The organism is Tardiphaga sp. 285_C5_N1_2, assembly GCF_052076065.1.
GTDB lineage: Bacteria > Pseudomonadota > Alphaproteobacteria > Rhizobiales > Xanthobacteraceae > Tardiphaga > Tardiphaga robiniae.
This window is the reverse complement of record NZ_CP197241.1, coordinates 5,060,660-5,078,986: the sequence shown is the minus strand read 5'-3', so window position 1 is coordinate 5,078,986 and position 18,327 is coordinate 5,060,660. Positions and strand designations below refer to the sequence as shown.

General features: G+C 62.7%; 20 protein-coding genes. 8 read left to right on the top strand and 12 right to left on the bottom strand.

The annotated features are described in order from the left end of the window. Positions 1 to 2: 2 nt before the first annotated feature. The 3 genes from AB7951_RS24090 to AB7951_RS24080 are packed head-to-tail and all read right to left on the bottom strand — an operon-like array spanning position 3 to position 4,764. Positions 3 to 2,816, bottom strand: coding sequence for a DUF4159 domain-containing protein (locus AB7951_RS24090; RefSeq protein ID WP_439062703.1), 2,814 nt, complete (start codon positions 2,814 to 2,816; stop codon positions 3 to 5). Next, complete coding sequence (locus AB7951_RS24085) at positions 2,816 to 3,760, bottom strand: DUF58 domain-containing protein (RefSeq protein WP_175368681.1); 945 nt, start codon at positions 3,758 to 3,760, stop codon at positions 2,816 to 2,818. Before AB7951_RS24085 ends, AB7951_RS24090 begins: the two co-directional genes overlap by 1 nt. Continuing rightward, positions 3,760 to 4,764 (bottom strand): AAA family ATPase, encoded by a 1,005-nt coding sequence (locus AB7951_RS24080; protein WP_089262552.1) that lies wholly within the window; start codon positions 4,762 to 4,764, stop codon positions 3,760 to 3,762. The genes AB7951_RS24085 and AB7951_RS24080 overlap by 1 nt, the downstream gene beginning before the upstream one ends. A 261-nt stretch (positions 4,765 to 5,025) precedes the next feature. On the opposite strand from AB7951_RS24080, the gene AB7951_RS24075 reads away from it, so the two are divergent. Genes AB7951_RS24075 through AB7951_RS24055 form a run of 5 tightly spaced genes read left to right on the top strand, consistent with a single transcriptional unit; the run spans position 5,026 to position 8,713 of the window. After that, the gene (locus AB7951_RS24075) at positions 5,026 to 5,637 is read left to right on the top strand and encodes a DUF1285 domain-containing protein (protein ID WP_175368682.1); all 612 of its coding nucleotides are present in this window, start codon (positions 5,026 to 5,028) and stop codon (positions 5,635 to 5,637) included. Between the two features lie 21 nt (positions 5,638 to 5,658). After that, on the top strand, positions 5,659 to 6,324 hold the full coding sequence (locus AB7951_RS24070) for a CoA pyrophosphatase (RefSeq protein WP_175368851.1): 666 nt from the start codon (positions 5,659 to 5,661) through the stop codon (positions 6,322 to 6,324). Further along, positions 6,321 to 6,584, top strand: a complete 264-nt coding sequence (locus tag AB7951_RS24065) for a DUF6111 family protein (RefSeq protein ID WP_089262546.1) — start codon at positions 6,321 to 6,323, stop codon at positions 6,582 to 6,584. The genes AB7951_RS24070 and AB7951_RS24065 overlap by 4 nt, the downstream gene beginning before the upstream one ends. Next, entirely contained in the window at positions 6,581 to 7,834 is a 1,254-nt protein-coding gene (locus AB7951_RS24060) for a CCA tRNA nucleotidyltransferase (protein WP_439062111.1), read from the top strand. The genes AB7951_RS24065 and AB7951_RS24060 overlap by 4 nt, the downstream gene beginning before the upstream one ends. 15 nt (positions 7,835 to 7,849) lie before the next feature. Beyond that, positions 7,850 to 8,713 carry a serine hydrolase domain-containing protein gene (locus AB7951_RS24055; RefSeq protein ID WP_439062112.1) on the top strand — a complete coding sequence of 288 codons (864 nt, stop codon included), beginning with the start codon at positions 7,850 to 7,852 and terminating at the stop codon, positions 8,711 to 8,713. 47 nt (positions 8,714 to 8,760) lie between these two features. Here the strand turns inward: AB7951_RS24055 and AB7951_RS24050 are convergent, their stop codons facing one another. The 3 genes from AB7951_RS24050 to AB7951_RS24040 form a co-directional block, all read right to left on the bottom strand. Then, on the bottom strand, positions 8,761 to 9,012 hold the full coding sequence (locus tag AB7951_RS24050; protein WP_093759610.1) for a YodC family protein: 252 nt from the start codon (positions 9,010 to 9,012) through the stop codon (positions 8,761 to 8,763). Positions 9,013 to 9,094: 82 nt separating this feature from the next. Beyond that, positions 9,095 to 9,817 (bottom strand): aspartate/glutamate racemase family protein, encoded by a 723-nt coding sequence (locus tag AB7951_RS24045; protein WP_439062113.1) that lies wholly within the window; start codon positions 9,815 to 9,817, stop codon positions 9,095 to 9,097. 105 nt (positions 9,818 to 9,922) lie between these two features. Beyond that, on the bottom strand, positions 9,923 to 10,297 hold the full coding sequence (locus tag AB7951_RS24040; protein WP_439066645.1) for a nuclear transport factor 2 family protein: 375 nt from the start codon (positions 10,295 to 10,297) through the stop codon (positions 9,923 to 9,925). 28 nt (positions 10,298 to 10,325) lie between these two features. Between AB7951_RS24040 and AB7951_RS24035 the strand changes: the two genes are divergently transcribed. Further along, positions 10,326 to 10,805 carry a MarR family winged helix-turn-helix transcriptional regulator gene (locus AB7951_RS24035; RefSeq protein WP_439066644.1) on the top strand — a complete coding sequence of 160 codons (480 nt, stop codon included), beginning with the start codon at positions 10,326 to 10,328 and terminating at the stop codon, positions 10,803 to 10,805. Positions 10,806 to 10,903: 98 nt separating this feature from the next. Next, entirely contained in the window at positions 10,904 to 11,353 is a 450-nt protein-coding gene (locus AB7951_RS24030; protein WP_093759607.1) for a PaaI family thioesterase, read from the top strand. Between the two features lie 80 nt (positions 11,354 to 11,433). Here AB7951_RS24030 and AB7951_RS24025 read toward each other — a convergent pair whose 3' ends face one another. Next, a complete protein-coding gene (locus AB7951_RS24025) occupies positions 11,434 to 11,799 on the bottom strand; it encodes a 6-pyruvoyl trahydropterin synthase family protein (protein ID WP_089262534.1) in 366 nt (121 codons plus the stop codon). Between the two features lie 31 nt (positions 11,800 to 11,830). Next, positions 11,831 to 12,463, bottom strand: a complete 633-nt coding sequence (queE, locus tag AB7951_RS24020; RefSeq protein ID WP_439062116.1) for a 7-carboxy-7-deazaguanine synthase — start codon at positions 12,461 to 12,463, stop codon at positions 11,831 to 11,833. 192 nt (positions 12,464 to 12,655) lie between these two features. On the opposite strand from queE, the gene AB7951_RS24015 reads away from it, so the two are divergent. Then, positions 12,656 to 13,198, top strand: coding sequence for a hypothetical protein (locus AB7951_RS24015; RefSeq protein ID WP_439062117.1), 543 nt, complete (start codon positions 12,656 to 12,658; stop codon positions 13,196 to 13,198). Positions 13,199 to 13,222: 24 nt separating this feature from the next. On the opposite strand, the gene AB7951_RS24010 is transcribed toward AB7951_RS24015, so the two are convergent. The 4 genes from AB7951_RS24010 to AB7951_RS23995 all read right to left on the bottom strand — a co-directional run bounded on the left by AB7951_RS24010 (position 13,223) and on the right by AB7951_RS23995 (position 18,309). Beyond that, a complete protein-coding gene (locus tag AB7951_RS24010; protein WP_439062118.1) occupies positions 13,223 to 14,008 on the bottom strand; it encodes a hypothetical protein in 786 nt (261 codons plus the stop codon). A gap of 169 nt (positions 14,009 to 14,177) precedes the next feature. Next, complete coding sequence (locus tag AB7951_RS24005) at positions 14,178 to 14,627, bottom strand: tRNA (cytidine(34)-2'-O)-methyltransferase (RefSeq protein WP_231078147.1); 450 nt, start codon at positions 14,625 to 14,627, stop codon at positions 14,178 to 14,180. 87 nt (positions 14,628 to 14,714) lie between these two features. Continuing rightward, positions 14,715 to 16,004: a siderophore utilization protein FsrB gene (gene fsrB, locus AB7951_RS24000; protein WP_439062119.1), complete on the bottom strand. Its 1,290-nt coding sequence runs from the start codon at positions 16,002 to 16,004 to the stop codon at positions 14,715 to 14,717. A 106-nt stretch (positions 16,005 to 16,110) separates the two neighbouring features. After that, positions 16,111 to 18,309 carry a TonB-dependent siderophore receptor gene (locus AB7951_RS23995; protein ID WP_439066643.1) on the bottom strand — a complete coding sequence of 733 codons (2,199 nt, stop codon included), beginning with the start codon at positions 18,307 to 18,309 and terminating at the stop codon, positions 16,111 to 16,113. Positions 18,310 to 18,327: the final 18 nt, after the last annotated feature.

The window sequence follows — 18,327 nt, the reverse complement described above, 5'->3', positions numbered from 1 at the left end:
TCCTATTGTCCGAGACGTTCGATGAGCGCCGGCGCGTGCACCTGATCGGCCTTGTAGTTGCCGGTCAGCGTGTACATCACGATGTTGACGCCGGCGCGGAACGCGAATTCGCGTTGCCGCGGTTCGCCGGGCGTCAGCGGCAGCATCGGCTGGCCGTCCGGCCGCATTGCCCAGGCGCCGGCAAGATCGTTCGAGGTGATGATGATCGGCGATACGCCGTCGCCGCCGCGAGCCGGACGCGAGGCAGCGTCATCGCCATCGTCGCGCGGCAGGGTCTCGACCCAGGTCGGTCCGGAATTGAAGCGGCCGGGGAAGTCGCGCAGAAGATAGAAGGTCTTGGTCAGCACATGTTCGCGCGGCACCGGCTCGAGCTCGGGCACATCGAGCGAGGACAGGATATTGCGCAGCGTCAGCATGCCCGGCGTCTGCGACTCGCCATTAGGTCCGGGCGGCGCCTCGACGGCGTCGCGGGTGTCGAACAGCACCGTGCCGCCTTGCTTCATGTAAGCGTCAATGCGGTTGATGGCTTCCTGCGGCGGCTTGGCCGCGCCGGGAATGATCGGCCAGTAGATCAGCGGGAAGAATGACAGTTCGTCGCGAGAAGGATCGACACCGACCGGTTCGCCGGCTTCCAATGCTGTGCGCTGCGCGAGAAACAGCGTCAGTCCGGTCATACCCGACTTCACGATCGAGTCGACATCGGCATTCCCCGTGACGACATAGGCCAGACGCGTCTGAGACACCGCCTTGACTGCGAAATCGTCGCTGGCCGGATCGGCGCGTGACGGCGTCGGCGCGCCGATCACACTCGTCAGCGCGAGAGCAACTGCGAGTGCGGTAGATACAGCGCGGCGACGGAACATCGCGGCAATGGCACCGCCGAGCAGCGCGACGATGATCGCGTCCACCAAAAACAGCGCCAGCGCCGTGGAGAGCAGGATGCCGCGAAGGTCGCGAGGTTCGGCATTGGTGTAGCTGGCGCGGTTGGCCTTCAGGCCTGAGAAATCGATAGGCTCAATGCGATCGGCCGATGCCAGCGCATTCACCGCGAGCGGGCCATCGGCAGGGCCATAGAAGCCCGGCGGGTGATCGAGCGTGGCGCGGTCGCGATAGTCAGCGGCGAGCGGCTTGGCCGTCGATGGCGGCGGGGTGAAGGCACCGAAACCATCAAGGGTGCGCAGCGGCGCAAGCGTTTCCGCGCCGGTCTCGCCGGCGACACCTGCGCCGGGCGTGGACGTATAGCCGGAGATATCGACGACCCTGCGCAGCATTTCGACGAAGGTGCCAGACAATGGCAGATCGGACCAGCGCATATCGGCGCTGACATGGAACAGGGTGACGAGACCTTTGCCGCGGCGTTCGCCGGTGACCAGCGGCGTGCCATCGACCAGCGACGCCCAGCTCTTTGAGGCCAGCGCAGCGTTCGGCTCGGCGAGCACCTGGCGGTTCACGGTGATGTCTTTCGGGACAGGCAGACCGGCGAAGGGACCATCGGCGGCGAAGGACGCCAGATGTTGCGGCTTCTCCCAGGTCAGGCTGCCGCCGAGGCTGCGGTCGCCGCGGCGCAGTTTAACCGGGACGAGATCGTCATCGCCTTGCGCGAGGCGTGGGCCGGCAAAGCGCACCAGCACACCGCCTGCATCGATCCAGGCATTCAGACGCTCGCGGATTTCCGGCGACAGCGTGCCGACATCGGCCAGCACGATCATCGGAAGTTTCTGGTCCAAAAATTGCGTGATCGCCTGTTGCGGCGCCCCGCGATCGCCGAGGCGGACGTCAGCGAATGGCGCCAGCGCGCGCGTTAGATAGAAGGTCGAGGCTAGCAGCGGCTGCGCGGTATCGTTGGTGGCGCCCGAAACGATGCCGATGGCGCGACGGCGCCAGCGCTTGTCGAGCAGTTGCACGGCGCCGGCGGAGCGTTCGCCGGTGATTTCAAGCCGCGCGATGTCGTTGCGCAGTTCCACGGGCAGATCGAACGAGGCTTCGGTCTCGCGGTCGTTCGGTGTGAACAGGAACTTGGCTTCGCCAACCGGCGATCCCTTCTGGTCGAGGCCGCGCACCACGCCGCCGTCCGGGCCGCCGCTATTGGCGCGCAGCACCTTCACGGTCATCTTCGCCGCGGCATTTTCCGCTGCGACCAGCGCATGGGCCGGCGTGGCGCCGCCGTCATAGATGGTCAGTGTGCGGTCGCCGATGGTCTTCGCAAGGCCTTGCGTGAAATCCGCGCCACGGCCGGTGTCGACGCCGTCGGAGAGCCAGACGATTTCGCTGTCGCCGGTGGCCTTCAGGAAGCGCTCCAGCGCCGGCAGCGTATCGACGCGGTCGATGGCATAGGGCTTCGGCGAGAGCTGGCGCAGCGCGACGCGTGCGGTGCCGCCGGGTAGCATTGTGATGTCGCGGTTCGGTTCCGACAGCGGAACAAGGGCCACGCCGCGGCGATTGCTGTCGGCATTGGCAATCAGCTCATCCGCCGCCTTGACGCGAGCGTCCCAGCTCGCCGCGGCGCTCCAGCCATCGTCCAGCAAAATCGTCAGCGGGGCGTTGCTGCCGGCAGCTCCGGTCTGCGGATTCCAGACCGGGCCGGCGGCAGCAAAGATGATCAGTGCCGCAGCCAGCAGGCGCAGCAGTGTCAGCCACCACGGCGAGCGCGACGGGGTCTCTTCCTTCGGCGTGATATCGAACAGCAGACGTGTCGGCGGAAACGCGATGCGCTGCGGGCGCGGTGGCATCACGCGCAGCAACCACCATAGCACCGGAAGGCTGATCAGGCCGAGCAGCAGCAGCGGTTGGGCGAAGGCGAGCGGAAAGCCACCGATCATGCTGAACGTCCTGCCTTGACCATGCTGCCGCCGCCGGCAGATTTGTTGACCATCATGCCGCCATGCAGGAACAGCAGCAGCTCAGCCGCCGAGCGGCTGGTGGTGTGTGTCGAGAACAGCCAGCCGAGTTTGGCGGTTTCAGCGCGGATTTCCTCGCGATGCGCGGCGACGCGGGCGACGTAGTCTTCGGCCCAGGTCTGTGCACGGCCGGCGGTGATGACATTGCCGCTTTCCGGCTCGACGAATTCGACGCGGCCGGAATAAGGGAAACTCTCCTCGGCGGGATCGACGACCTGCACCAGTGCGCCATGCGCGCCGGATGACGACAGACCGGCCAGCATCTCCTTGATCTCCGGCATCGGCGACCAGAAGTCGCCGAGCACCACGATCTCGGCCAGTGCTGAGGGCACAAACGAAGGTGGCAGGCTGGCGCGGTTCGTCGTGTCGTGCAGCATCGCCTGCGCCATCTTGTCGATGACGCTGCGGCTGGACGTCGGATTCATCAGGCCGGGCACGCCGACGCGTTCACCGCCGGCCACCAGCAATTCAGCCAGTGCGAAGGTGACGATCAGCGCGCGTTCGAGCTTGCTGTCGCGCGCGCCCTTGGAGGCAAAGGCCATCGACAGCGACCGGTCCGGCCACAGCCAGACTGTGTGCGCGGCTTCCCATTCCTGCTCGCGGACATACAAATGATCGTCGCGCGCCGAACGGCGCCAGTCGACATTCTGCGACGGTTCGCCGGAGACGAAGCGACGATATTGCCAGAAACTTTCGCCATGGCCGGCGCGGCGCCGGCCATGCAGGCCATGGATGACGGTCGCAGCAATGCGCCGGGCCTCCAGCACCAGACGTGGCAATGACGCAGCAAGCGAACGGCTTTCACCATCGGCGCGGCGGACTGCGATGATCTCCTGCGTGGCGTGATCCGGCGCTGCGGCCATTAACCGATCCGCGTCTTGAGCTGACGGATGACGTCGGGGACTGTGCGACCTTCGGCACGCGCCGAGAAGGTCAGCGCCATACGATGCTTCAGGATCGGTTCGGCGAGATAGAGCACGTCGTCGATCGACGGCGCGAGACGGCCATCGAGCAATGCACGGGCACGCACTGCCAGCATCAGCGACTGTGACGCGCGAGGACCTGGGCCCCAGGCGATCAGCTTGCTGGCATCGCCTGCGTCCGGTCCCGGACGTGCCGAGCGCACCAATGTAAGAATCGCTTCGACCACGCTGTCGCCGACCGGCAGACGGCGGATTAGGCGCTGCGCGGTAATCAGCGTTTCAGCGGTCACGGCAGCCTTGGCGATGGTTTCTTCGGCGCCGGTGGTTTCGAACAGGATGCGGCGTTCAGCATCGCGATCCGGATAATCGACGTCGATCTCCATCAGGAAGCGATCGAGCTGCGCTTCCGGCAGCGGATAGGTGCCTTCCTGCTCCAGCGGATTCTGCGTGGCCAGCACATGGAACGGCTTCGGCAGATCGTGCCGGGCGCCGGCGACGGTGATGTGCTGTTCCTGCATCGCCTGCAGCAATGCGGATTGCGTGCGCGGCGAGGCGCGGTTGATTTCGTCGGCCATCAGAAGCTGTGCGAAGACAGGTCCCGAGATGAAGCGGAACGAGCGCTTGCCGGCGACGCTCTCGTCCAGCACTTCGGCGCCGAGAATGTCTGAAGGCATCAGGTCGGGGGTGAACTGGATGCGCTTGGCATCGAGGCCGAGCGTGACGCCCAGCGTTTCCACCAGCTTGGTTTTGGCGAGGCCCGGAACACCGATCAGCAGCGCATGGCCGCCGGACAGAATGGTCACCAGCGTGTTTTCGACGACGCGTTCCTGGCCGAAGATGACAGTGGAGATAGCTTCCTTGGCGGCGCGCATCTGGCCAGCCACCTGTTCCGCGGAGCGGACAATCACGTCTTCGAGTTTCTCGACACTGTCAGCGCCAGCCATCCATTGCTCCTTCGGGTGAACGGCGCCTGAAACACGCCGCCGCATTTGTCGTCACGCCATCTTAGTATTCCATGGACCTGATGCTAAACTTAAGCGAAGGCCATGTATTTGTTGAATTAAACTATCCCCACAATATCGGGATGCGGCTATGAACTGCATCACGTTGTGGCGAGTTTGAATGTGACACCGCACGTTTCAAGACTTGAGGTTCAAGACTTGCACCAAACGTGCCAAATGGCAGTGGTAAAGTCAGGGCAAACAATGGCGAAGCAAGGGCAGATCGCAAATCAGGGGCTGGATGGCCTGACAACTGCGGCGAAGGATGCGGCGGCCAACGGTAAAGCCGGCAAGGGCCTGCCGCCGGTGCATCTGTGGAATCCGCCATTCTGCGGCGATCTCGACATGCGAATCGCTGGCGATGGTACGTGGTTCTATTTGGGGACGCCGATCGGCCGGCCCGCATTGGTGCGGTTGTTCTCAACGATCCTGAAGCGTGAGGGCGGCAAGCACTTTCTCGTGACCCCCGTGGAAAAGGTCGGCATCACCGTGGACGATGCCCCATTTCTCGCCGTCGAGATGCTCAAGGAGCAGGACACGCGCGGCACGGTGTTGAAGTTTCGCACCAATGTGGACGATTGGGTGGAGTGTGACAGCATACACCGGCTGCGATTCGAGATGGCTGAGGACGGCGGGTTGACGCCCTATCTGCATGTCCGCAGTGACCTATGGGCCAAGGTGACGCGGGCGGTCTATTACGATCTGGTTGACATGGGCGAGGAGCGGATGGTCGATGGTACTGCGATGTTCGGCATCGCCTCCGCGGGCGCGTTTTTCGCCATGGCCGATGCGGAGCAGGTGAGGGAAGCTACATAAGTGAGCCGGGCGAATGAGCCGATGCTGAAGACCGACGCGGATGCCGCGGATATCGGTTCAGTTGAGTTTTTCAAGCGGGCGAAGGCACGCCTGAATTTCGATGTGCCAGAGGGGCTCACCGATGCCAGCATCATTCCCGTCACCGGCGATGCCGGCAACGACCGCATGATCCAGATTGTGGCGCAGGAGCGGCCGATCCGTCCGGCCGCGGTCCTGATCGGCATCGTCGAACACGAACAACCAACCGTGCTGCTTACCCAGCGCTCCGCGCATCTCAACGATCATGCCGGACAGATCTCGTTTCCCGGTGGCAAGATCGATCCGACCGATGTCTCGCCGCTGGACGCCGCGTTGCGCGAGGCCGAGGAGGAAATCGGTCTCGATCGCTCCTTCGTCGAGCCGATCGGCTATCTCGACCTGTATGCGACCGGCTTCGGCTTTCGCATCCTGCCGACGCTGGCGCGGGTGAAGCCGGGCTTCAGTCTCACGATCAACGAGAACGAAGTCGAAAGCGCATTCGAGGTGCCGCTGGCGTTTCTGATGGACCCCGCCAATCATCAGTTGCACAGCAAGGAATTCCGCGGCATGGAGCGGTCCTATTACGCGATGCCGTTCGCCGAACGTTATATTTGGGGCGCTACCGCAGGCATCCTGCGCGTGCTGTATGAACGGATCGTGCTCACATGATCCGTCCGGTTCTGACCGAAGTCGGCATTTTCCTCATCCCGTTCGCGCTTTATGCCATTTTCCTCATCGCGACCAAGAATGGCGTGACACTGAAATCGTCATGGCCGATGCCGGTGATGATCAGGCTCGCCATCGCTGCCGCCGTGCTGGTGATTGTCAGCCTCGTGCTGCTGGCGCAGTTTTCCGGCGCGCCGCCGGGATCGACCTATGTCCCGGCGCATATCGAAAACGGCAGGCTCGTTCCCGGGGTCGAAAAATGAGCGTGCGCAAACTGCACGACGCGCCGTGGCTCACGTCAGGACCGTCCGGGCAGGTGCTGGCGCTGCTCAATGGCAATGGCGAGGAAGCCCGCGCGGTCGGCGGCGCTGTGCGCAACGCTCTGATGAAATTGCCAGTGGGCGAAATCGATATAGCCACGACGGCCATGCCCGATGAAGTGATCCGCCGCGCCAAGGCGGCCCATATCAAGAGCGTGCCGACGGGCATTGAGCACGGCACGGTGACGCTGGTTATCGACGGCGCGCCGTTCGAGGTCACGACATTGCGCGAAGACGTCGAGACCTTTGGCCGCAAGGCCAAAGTGGCATTCGGGCGCGACTGGAAGCGCGATGCCGAACGACGTGATTTCACGATGAACGGTCTTTCCGCATCCATCGACGGCGTGGTGCATGATCATGTCGGCGGCCTCTCCGATCTCGATGCCCGGCGGGTGCGCTTCATCGGCGATCCCGACCGGCGCATCGCTGAAGACTATCTGCGCATTCTCAGGTTTTTCCGCATTCATGCCGCCTATGGCGCCGGGACGCCGGATCGCGAAGGTTATCTCGCCAGCATTCGCGGCCGCGATGGACTGGCGGGAATATCGGCCGAACGTATCAGGATGGAGTTGCTCAAGCTGCTGGTGGCGGATGGGGCCTTCGCGGCGGTGGATGCGATGGTCGATGCCGGCCTGATGCTGCGGATCGCCGGCGGCGTCACCTACAAGGGACCATTCGCCGCAATGATCGCCATCGAGCAGGTGCTTGGGCAAAAACCCGACGCGGTTCTGCGGCTTGGCGCGCTCGGCGTGGCCGTCACCGAGGATGCGCGGCGGCTTGCGCAAAAGCTGCGGCTGTCCAATGACGAAACAAAGGCCTTGGATTCCATGGGCCATCGCTGGTGGCGGCTGAAGGGCATGGATGAATCCCATGCCCGGCGTCGGCTCTATCGCCTCGGCGAAACGCGCTATCGCAATCGCATGATGCTGGCCTGGGCCCGCGCCGGCCGCGATGCTGATGTGGAGGCGTGGAAAACGCTCGTGGCCTTGCCGGAGCGGTGGACTCCGCCGGTGTTTCCGCTCAGGGCCGCCGACTTCATGGCGCGCGGCATCGCCAAGGGCCCGGCGCTCGGCCATGTGCTGGCGCTGGCGGAAGATGCCTGGCTGGCGCTGGACTTTCCGATGGAGGTCGATGTGTTGACTGTTATCGCCGACCAAACGATTGCGCGATTCAAGCACGACCATCAGCTCTAAGTTTTTGACCGCACCATGAAGCATGTCATTCGCCCCGGTTCTGCCGATATCAGCGATGATGCCGACATCGTTGTGCCGTGGTGGAGTTTCACCAAGACGCTGATTGCCGCCACGGCACTGACCATGGTGCGCGATGGACAGTTGGCTCTGGATGATGCTTTGCCGGGCAAGTCCTTTACACTCCGCCAGTTGTTGCAGCATCGCGCCGGTCTGGCCGACTACGGTTCTGTTACGGCCTACCATACGGCTGTCGCTGCCGGTGAAGACGCCTGGCCGGTGGACCGGCTGCTGCACTCAGTTTCTGCTCTGCATGCCGGAATTGAGCCGGGCCATTTCGCCTATTCGAATGTCGGCTATTTGCTGGTCCGGGAACATCTCGAACGCGTGAGCGGGCTGGGGCTCGATGCCTTGATACGACACCGGTTGCTCGAACCCTTCGGTGTGGTCGGGCCGCGCATCGCCAATCAACGCAGCGATCTCGCCGATGTCCGGATGGGCAATGCGCAGTCCTACGATCCGCGCTGGGTCTATCACGGGCTGGCGGTCGGGACATTGCGCGATGCCGCAATGCTATTGCACCGCTTGATGACGACGGACTTGCTGCCTGTGGGGCTGCGCGACGAGATGTGCCACGGAATCGCAGTGGGTGATCCCGGTACAGGACGTCCGTGGCAACACGCGGCTTACGGCCTTGGCGTTATGGCTGGAACGACAACCAGTAATTTACGCGTCGTCGGGCATACCGGCGGAGGTCCGGGCAGTGGCATCGCCGTCTATCATTGTCCCGAATATGCGCAAGCAACCGTTGCGGTCTTCGCGACCGACGGTGCTGCAGGCAATATCGAGGCGGACGCGTTCAAACTCGGTCTGCAAAGATGAGCAACAAGCCGCCGCCGGACATTTGCGCCCGGCGGCGGACGGCCTGATCAGGCCACCTTGCTCTTGTGCTCTTCTTCTTCGTCGTCGTGTTCTTCAGCTTCGTCCTCTTCGCTCTCGTCTTCGTCGTCATGCGGGATGACGAGGGCGAGTTCGAGCACGGCACGCGGAAGGGTCTCGCGGAACAGATCGCCTTCCTCGCCCAGCCAGATGCATTCGATGTTGTCGCCGTCAACGTCGGCCACGGTCAGCGGGCAACCACCCGACTTCAGCATGACGACATCGCCTGATTTCAATTCCATGGTCGGCTCCCGAAATGTGTTTGACGCGCACTGAGTCTAGCTCCGCGTCATGACAGGCCGAACACGGGGATGTTTCTGTCAGCTATTTTTGCTGAAGCAGTTTTGCGAGTTCCGCGCCGAGGCCGACGCTCTCCAGCGCAGGCGGCGGGCTGCTGTCGAGACCTTTCGCTGCTGCGGCGATCACGGCACGCGTGCCGGTTTCGACGGAACACAAGACGGGTACCGGCACGTCAGCTTGGATGCGAGACGCAAGGCCGGCGAGCGCAGCGCCGCCCAGGATCACGACCTCGGCCCCGTCGTCCGTGGCACAGGCCGTGCAGGCGCTGGCGAGCGCGGCCTGTGCTGCATCGGGATTCCGCGCGATATCGCCGCCGGTCGGTGCGATGGTGCGCACCTTGGCGAGCTGGTCGGCCAAGCCGATACTTCCGACGAACTCCCGGAGCATAGGCCCCCACAGCGCGCCGCCGGTGACGATGGCGAAACGCCCGCGTCTGGACGCCTCGATGCAGGACGCTTCGGCCATGCCGACCACGGGAACGTCTGCAATTTCGCGCAGCGCCAGCAGGCCGGGGTCGCCGAAACAGGCGAGGTAGACCGCATCGCAGCCGGCGCCATGAGAAGCATAGGCGTCGAGCGCCGCATGGCCGGCGATGGCCGCCGAGGCGCGCGTCGAGATGTAACGCGCTCCGAACCGGCCGGTCACCGGCACAAAGGTTGCGGTATCGCCGGCTATGGCCTCGACATGCCGTTTTACGAGCGTGGTGACGCTCTCGGTGGTGTTGGGATTGATCAGCAGGATGCGCACGGGATGGGCTCTCGATGAGTCCGTCCACTATAGGCGCCAGTGCGAGAAATGCACGGCGATCATCGAAACGCACGTGGGCGCATGAGACGTTCCGCCCGCGCCGTCCTAGCTGCCGGCGCCATAATAGGCTTCGCTGCGGACGATCTGGTGGTCGGCATCGAAATCCATCATCTCGCACGCCCGGGTCGGTCCACTGGGCAGCGGCGCGCTCCACCAGACCGTCAGGCGCTGCAACTCGCCGTCCCAGGCGGTGCTTTCCAGGGTGAGGCGTGGTTCGATCAGCCCGCCATAGGCCGCGTGCCAATAGGTGCGAATGGCGTCGCGTCCCTTTATGGTGGATGATCCCGCCAGTTTGGTTGCCAGCGGGCTGCGCATCTCGCCTTCGGGAGCAAAATGATCAACGATCGTATCGATCGCAAGCCGATTCCAGTCGGCAGCCCATTGCTGCGCGAATGCCATCGCGTCCTGCCGCGTCAACATGCATCCTGTCTCCTGTCGTGAGCCTTCGATGAGCCCATCTTCTGTGAAGCCTAACACCGCCCGCAATCAAGTCAATGTTATTGACCTGAAGAAGCTCGATCCACTCGATGATGCACTGGCGCTGATGTATTTCGGATGGCGCGGGATGACGCGTGCGGCTGACGAGTATCTGGCGACGGTCGGCCTGTCGCGGGTCCACCATCGCATTCTCTATGCCGTGCTGCGCGGCGAGGGCATCACGATGTCGGATTTGCTGGCGATTCTGCAGATTTCGAAACAGGCGCTGCATCGCCCGATGAAGCAATTGCTCGATGAGGGCTATGTGGCTGTCAAGCGCGATCCGGCGCGGCATCGTTTCAAGCTTCTGGAATTGACGCCGGCCGGCCGTGCCGTCGAGCGCATCGCATCGGGCCATGAACGTAAGATCATGGCGCGCGCCTTCAAGAAGGCGGGGGCAGGCAGCCAGGCCGCATGGTCGGCGGTGATGGCGGAGGCGGCGCGCGACTAGCCAAGTTCAAGTCTTGAGGTCAACAATATTGACTTGAAAGGCAAGCTCTGCCATCCCGGTCCCATAACAAGGATGTTCACGGGACGGCGGAGGCTAACATGACAACTGAGATTGGTGACGCGAGCAGCGGCCTGAAGCTTGTGCAGCAGGCCTTCGCCGCAGGCGGATTTGCGCGCGGCATCGGCCGCACACTCGGCATCAAGGGCGAGTCCGCAGAGCAGGGCAAGGTTGTGCTGGTCGGCTCGCCGAACGAGGATCACTACAATCCGCTCGGAACGGTGCATGGCGGTTACGCGGCCACGATGCTGGATGGCGCCATCGCGCTGGCGGTGCAGACCTCGCTGCCAGCAGGGACCGGTTACGCGACGCTCGATCTCAAGGTCACCTACATTCGCGCTATGACGGCTGCATCAGGGCCGATCCGCGCCGAAGGCCGTATCATTCACATGGGACGCAGGATGGCCGCGACGGAGGGTACGCTGACCGACAAGGATGGCAGGCTTTGCGCCCATGCCACCGCCACCTGCATGATCACGGGAAAAGACTAGAGCATGATCCCGAAAAGTGCATACCGGTTTTCGCCGACAAACGAATTCGTTTGTCGAGAGATCATACTCCAATAAAGACTCTAACCCTTCGGCCCGAAATATACGCAGCTCTCGTTGCAGCTGTCGCGAAACACGCCGACGCGGACGACCGGAGCCTTGTCGGCGACGCGGTCCCAGATGAAGCGCGAGAGATTTTCCAGCGTCGGAATGCCGATCGCTTCGATCTTGTTGAGAAACTTGTGGTCGAGCGTCTTGCGCAGCTCATCGAGGCTGCGGTCGAGCAAGCCGAGATCCATCACCATGCCGGTCACGGGATCCGGCACGCCGCGGATGGTGACTTCGGCGCGGAAGGAGTGGCCATGGATTTCCTGGCTCACTTCGCCGAGCGTGGTGTGGGACAGCGCATGCGCTGCCTCGAAGCGAAACGATTTGGTCAATTCCCACATCGGAAGTCGTCGTCCTTAGAAGTCCAGGTCCTTAGCGGATCCCAAGTGTCTTGTGTGTCTGCACGCTCAGTCGCCATTGCGGGTGGCGCAGGCAGTAGTCCACTGCGTCAGCGGTATTGCTGATGGCGTCCGGGCCGTCCATCGGCTGCAACGAGAAACGCTCGAAGGTGAGGCCTTCGAATTTCTCCGGCATCGCCTGTGGTTGCGGATAGACCAGCTTCAATTCGTGTCCGCTGTGCACCACCAGTTCCGCACCGGCCTTCGGGCTCACGCAGATCCAGTCGATGCCCGTAGGCGGCGCGACCGTGCCGTTGGTCTCGACGCCGATCTCGAAGTCGCGCGCATGCAATGCGTCGATCAGTTCGGCGTCCACCTGCAGCAGCGGCTCGCCGCCGGTCAGCACCACATAGCGGTTATCGGAAGGGCCCACCCATTGCGCGGCGATGGTGTCGGCGAGTTTGTCGGCGGTGGGGTAACGACCGCCCAAAGTGCCGTCCATGCCGACGAAGTCGGTGTCGCAGAACTGGCAGGTGGCGTCGGCGCGGTCCTGCTCCCGGCCGGTCCAGAGGTTGCAGCCCGAGAACCGGCAGAAGACGGACGCGCGGCCGGCATGGGCACCTTCGCCCTGCAGCGTCAGGAAGATTTCTTTGACCGCATAACTCACTGTTTCAGCTCTCTAAAACCGGCATGTCCGATCCGGCTCGGGCCACGTCTCGGTTCCATATGGGGTAAGCCGCGGCTCTTAGCACGGCTGGGCCGTGGATGTCCCGGCCGATCACCGACATGTCAATTGCGATGTCCGGCGCGGGCCGCCAAAGGTCGATGACATCACGTCAAATTGTCGCACCTGGATACCATGCAGCCGTCGCTCGTCACATCCGGCAGTTCTGCCGCCGCCACACGTACGTGCGGGACCTGCACCATGTGCTGCAAGGTCTATCGCATCGACGACCTCGCCAAGCCGGCGGGCAAGTGGTGCAAGCACTGCGCGATCGCGCAGGGCTGCAAGATCTATGACAGCCGGCCACAGCAATGCCGCGCCTTCGATTGCATCTGGATCCAGGACAACGAGATGCCGGAATCCTGGAAGCCGGAAAATTCGAAGATCGTGTTTTCGGTCTATCCGACCACCGGCTTCATCTATGGCCAGGTCGATCCCGGCACGCCTTTCGCCTGGCAGAAGGAGCCGATCCATTCCGGCCTGATCGCCTGGTCGGAGAAGCTGCTGGCAGAACGTCGCCACCTGCTGATCTTCGTTGGTGGCAATGCCACGCTGATCATGCCCACCGGCCCGGTGCCGATCGGTCCGATGTCGCCGGCGGATGGCTTCATCATTCGCGAGACGTTTACGGCCAAGGGCAAGGACTACATCGCTACGCGTGTGCCGAGCGGGCGGTAGTCAGCCGATCTCGGGCATCAACCCTCAGCGTAACGGCACGTTCAGTCGGTCGCCTATGAGCTGGTAGAGACGCGAGGCGACTACGGCTACGAGCGTCAAGGCAACAACCAGTATTGCGCCGAACCACAGCGTACTCACAACCATACCCACATGGTTTCTCGAGCCCACCAGCGGTGCGACCGCAAGAGCAAGCAAGCCGATTGGAATAAGCGGCAGGATCGTTGCCATGAGCACGAACCAGATGTGACGGCGTGTGTCGCTTACTGCATTTTGCCAGGTGGCTCCCGGGGCATCGACAGCCACCGCCGGTAGAAGTGCGAGGCAATACTGGATGGCGACCAAGCCGGCGAGATGGATAATGGTCACGACCACCGAGCGACTGGAGCCGGGGAATGATTGACCAGCGCTATAATAAACAGGACCTCTTGGCGTCGTGAGGGCTTCCAGAAGTGATGGCACGCCCATGATGAAAACAGCCAAAGCGAGCCAGCCGAAATATGACTGGAAACGCGGTTCGGATGGTGTGAAATCGTATTGATGGGTCAATTCGCCGAGCACGACAAGTCGGTGGATTGCCAGCAAGAACGGCGTCAGCAGGAAACATAATCCGGTCGTTATCGTTTGTCGGGCAAGCGCTTGTGCGATTGGATCTCGTGTCAGGAACAACGGTCCAATCAGCGCCGCCACAGTGCCGATGGATACGATCGCAGTCGCGATCAGTGCAGGAAGCCAAGCCGTTCGTAGGGCATGATACAAATCCCAGTAGGCCCATACGAGCATGTTGAGAACTGACGGACGGGTGCGAGTCATCAAGGGTCTCCCGATAATGACCGGTATCAGTATCCCGTCCGTCTTAAAGACGTCGCTGCGCGCGTCGTTAACAAATCATGACGTTTGTCGAAGAACGTGCCTCAGAGTCCTCGTTTTGTATGAACGTGATGCTGTCCGAAAATCGGCGTCCGCTTCTCGGGATCGCGCTCTAGCCGCGCGTCTGCCTGAGCGCTTCACCGAGCGCCATGGCCACCGTCATCGCCAGATTGATCGAGCGCAGATCCTGGCGCATCGGAATCACCAGCCGTGTATCGGCGGCCGCTGCGACGTCGTCCGGCACCCCGGCGGATTCCCGCCCGAACATCAGGATGTCATTGGTGTCATAGCGATGCTCGAGATAGGGCGTGGCGCCCTTGGTGGTGAACAGCGCGAGACGATGGCCGGCCTCGCGCCGCCAGTCCTCGAAATGCCGCCATGAATCGTGCCGGACGATCGACACCTGATCGAGATAGTCCATGCCGGCGCGGCGAAAATGCCGGTCGGATATTGGAAAGCCCGCCGGTTCGATAATATGCGCTTCGACATCGAGACAGGCACAGAGCCGCAGGATCGTGCCGGTGTTCTGCGGAATGTCTGGCTGGTAGAGGGCGATGCGCACGATGGTTTGGTCTCCGGCCGCGTTGCAATCGACCTGGCCCATGTCAGGCGATAGCGCCTGACATGCAGTCGGACAAGGCCGGCGGCTCTACTCAGCCGGCGCGAGTCGCGTATTCGAACGCGCTTCCGTCGTTTCGCGTACCTTCACGCGTGCGCGGCGCTTGCGCCACCAGATCACCACGCCGGTCACTGAGAGCGCCGCCACGACCAGACCCATCGCCGAAATCAGGATGCGGCCGGGCAGACCCAGGATTCGTCCCGAATGCATCGGGAACTGCATCTGCACGAAGATATCCGCGGCGGTGCCGACCCAAGGCAGTTTGGCGCCGAGCGGACGGCCGTCCTCGCTGTCGTAAAAAAGCGACGGCGGGCCGACGCCTGCGGCGCCGTGATCGTCGCCAGGTTCGAAGAAGAACACCTGATACACGCCGTGTGCCGGGCCGTAGAACAGCGAGCCGATCGGTGTGGTCCAGCCGCGCGTCTTGCCGTCGGCGGTGGCGCGCTCGAGGATCTGGGCCCAGGTCATCTTGGGTTCGATCGGATTATCGAGGTGACGATACTCACGCTGCTCGTAAGGCGTCGGCGTGTAGTCCGAGAACTTCTTCATCAGCGGCGAAAAGACTTCGAAATACAGGTTCAACGAGAACGCCGTGAACGCGATGATGAACAGCAGGGCCCAGGTCCACAGGCTGAAGGCGCGGTGGATGTCGAAATTGATCCGGTAGGCGCTGCCCGAGGTCTTGATCATCCAGGCCGGCTTCCAGCGCGCCCAGAACCCCTTGCCGAGTTCGCGCGCGACGGCGGGAGCGGCTCCCGCCTTGACGCGTTTGCGCGACGGCAGTGTCAGATAGAATCCGATGAAGCAATCGATGGTCCAGATGATGGCGATGACGCCGAGGATGCGCATGCCCCAGCGGTCGCTGCCCCAGAATTCCGGGATGTGCATCGTGTAGTGCAGCTTGTAGAGAAACGAGACGAAGTTCTCGCGGGTCACGGGCCAGACGGCGCCCCAATAGCGGCGGCCGAGTTCCTCACCGGTGTTGGGATCGAGGAAGATCTGATTGTAATCGAGCGTGTAACGCTTGCTTGTCGTGGGATCGATCCGCGGCAGAACAAAGAACGAAAGCGACTCATTCTTTTCCGGCGTCATGTACATATGGATCACACGCGCACGCGGATCGCGCTGCTCGATCAGGCCCGCAAGTTCGATCGACGGCTTGGCGGGCCCCGCGGTGGTGACATCCTTCAGCTTGCTGTTGAGAAGATCGTCAAGCTCGTGATCCCATGAGATAACCGCGCCGGTAACGCCCGAGAAGAACAGAAATGCTGCGGTGAGGAGTCCAGCCCAGCGATGCAGGCGCCCGAAGATCGATCTCATGGCGTTCCGCCCGTGTTGTTGTGGTCGCGTTTACTACCAAGTGTCGCCACTGCCGGTCGAGAGACCGGCGGTGGCGTATTGTCGCGTTTTAGGGTGATTCTAATGTTCACCAGCGATAGGTCAGCTTGGCGACGACTTGGCGCGAGTCACCGTAGAAGCAACCATAAACGGGGCTGTAGCAGGATGAAACATAGCGGGTGTCCGCAATGTTGGTGACGTTGAGCGCGAGCCGGTAGTTCTTCTGATTATAGGCCAGTAGCGCGTCGACCACGGTGGCTCCCGGCACCTTGCTTGTGTTGGCTTCGTCGGCCCAGCTATCGCCGATATAGCGAATGCCGCCGCCGACCTGGACGCCCTCGAACAGGCCGCCTTGCATCGTGTAGTCGCTCCAGATGCCCAAGCGATTCATCGGCACGGTGGTCAGAGCCTTGCCAACATTCACCGGATCCTTGGTGACTTCGATGTCGATGTAGGAATAGGCGGCGCGGACATTGAAGCCGGCGGCGAGGGTGGCGGTGGCTTCCAGTTCGATGCCGCGAGAATTGACCTCGCCGGTTTGAATCGCCGTGAATGGCGCAACAGGCAGGAAGCGAACGACATTTTGCCGGGTCAGGTCGAAGGCGGCAAGCGTGATCATCGCATTGATGCCGACCGGCTGATACTTGATGCCGACCTCATGCTGATGCGCTGTTTCCGGCGCCAGCAGACTGCCATTGGCGATGTTCAGCACCGGCAGGAACGACTCCGAGTAGCTGTAATAGGGCGCCACGCCGCTGTCGAAATTGTAGATCACGCCCGCACGACCGGTGAAGGCCGAGGCGTCGGTGGAGGTCGATGAACCGTCCATGTAGTTGTCGTAGGTCGTCTTGGCGAAATCCTGCCGGCCGCCGAGCTGGACCGAGAGCCGGCCGAGCTTGATCTGGTCCTGGGCATAGATGCCGACCTGCGATTGCTTCACGCGATAGTCTTCGTAGAGGGCGCCCTTGGTCCAGGTGTTGGTGTAGACGGGGTTGAAGACGTTGAGGGGATCGGCGCTGTAGCTCGTGTTGACGTCGGTCGATGTCGTGTTTCGATAGTCGATGCCGAACAGCGTGGTGTGGCTCAGGATGCCGGTGGTGAAGTGGCCCTCCAGCTGGTTGTCGACGGCGATGGAGTTGATCGTCGAGGCCGAGGATCCGCCGTAGCGGTAGAGCAGCCCGGCGGCTTCGTCGAGGTAACCGCCGGCATTGATGCTGTCGGATTCGTTGTGCATCCACGAGTAGCGCAGGTTCTGCCGGAAGGTCAGGTTGTCGTTGATGTTATGCGCGAACAGGTAGCCAACCGAAGCCATCTCGTTGTCGTATCTGTTGAAGCCAGGTTCGCCGGTGTTGCGGTTGATAGGGATGATACGGCCCGCATTCGGATAGATCGTGCCGGATGCCGGCAGGAACTGCAGACCCCAGCCGTTCTTCTCCTTCTGATAATTCGCGAGCACTGTGAGTGTGGTGTCTTCGTTCGGCTTGAAGGTGACGGCCGGCGCGATGAAGACGCGGCTGTCCCTGGCGTCATCGACCTGGGTGCCGCCGTCGCGGACCAGACCGGTCAGGCGATAGAGCACTGTGCCTTCCTTGTTGGCGGGGCCGCCAAAATCGAACTCGCCCTGATAGCGGTCGAAACTGCCGCCTGACACCGAGATTTCGCCGAACTGGCGGGCGGTCGGCAGCTTGCTGACATAGTTGAGGATGCCGCCCGGCCCGCTGCCACCATACATCACCGAGGACGGCCCTTTCAGCACTTCGAGACGAGACGCGCCGAAGGGATCGAGGCTGTCGAAATGGATATAGGGCGTGCTGGGCAGTCGCAGGCCATCGAGATAGAGTCCCTGCTGAGTCATGTCGAAGCCGCGGATCTGGATGCCGCCATTGCGGGTGTCGGAACCGCCATTGACGTCGCCATTAGCGCCCGCGGTGTAGCGCAGCGCCTGAGTGAGGGTCTGTGCGTCCTGGGTCTTGATCTGGTCAGAGGTGATCACCGAGATCGATTGCGGAGTTTCCATGATCGGGGTGTCGGTCTTGGTGGCGGAGCCGCTGCGATTGGCGACGAAGCCGATCACGGGGCCGCCGGCGCGCTCACCGGCGTTGGGATTGGCTGGTGCCACCGGCGCCGCCTGCGGCGCACGGGCCGTGCGATTGGCGCGGGCGGCGCGGCTGGTCGATGCGCGCTGGGTCGGCCTGGCCGTCGCCGGACGCGTACGCTGCTGCGGCGCATCCACCGTCACTGGCGGCAGGGCAGACTGAGCGTCGGCAGTACCTGTCGGAATCGACAAAGCGAGACCGCTGACGGC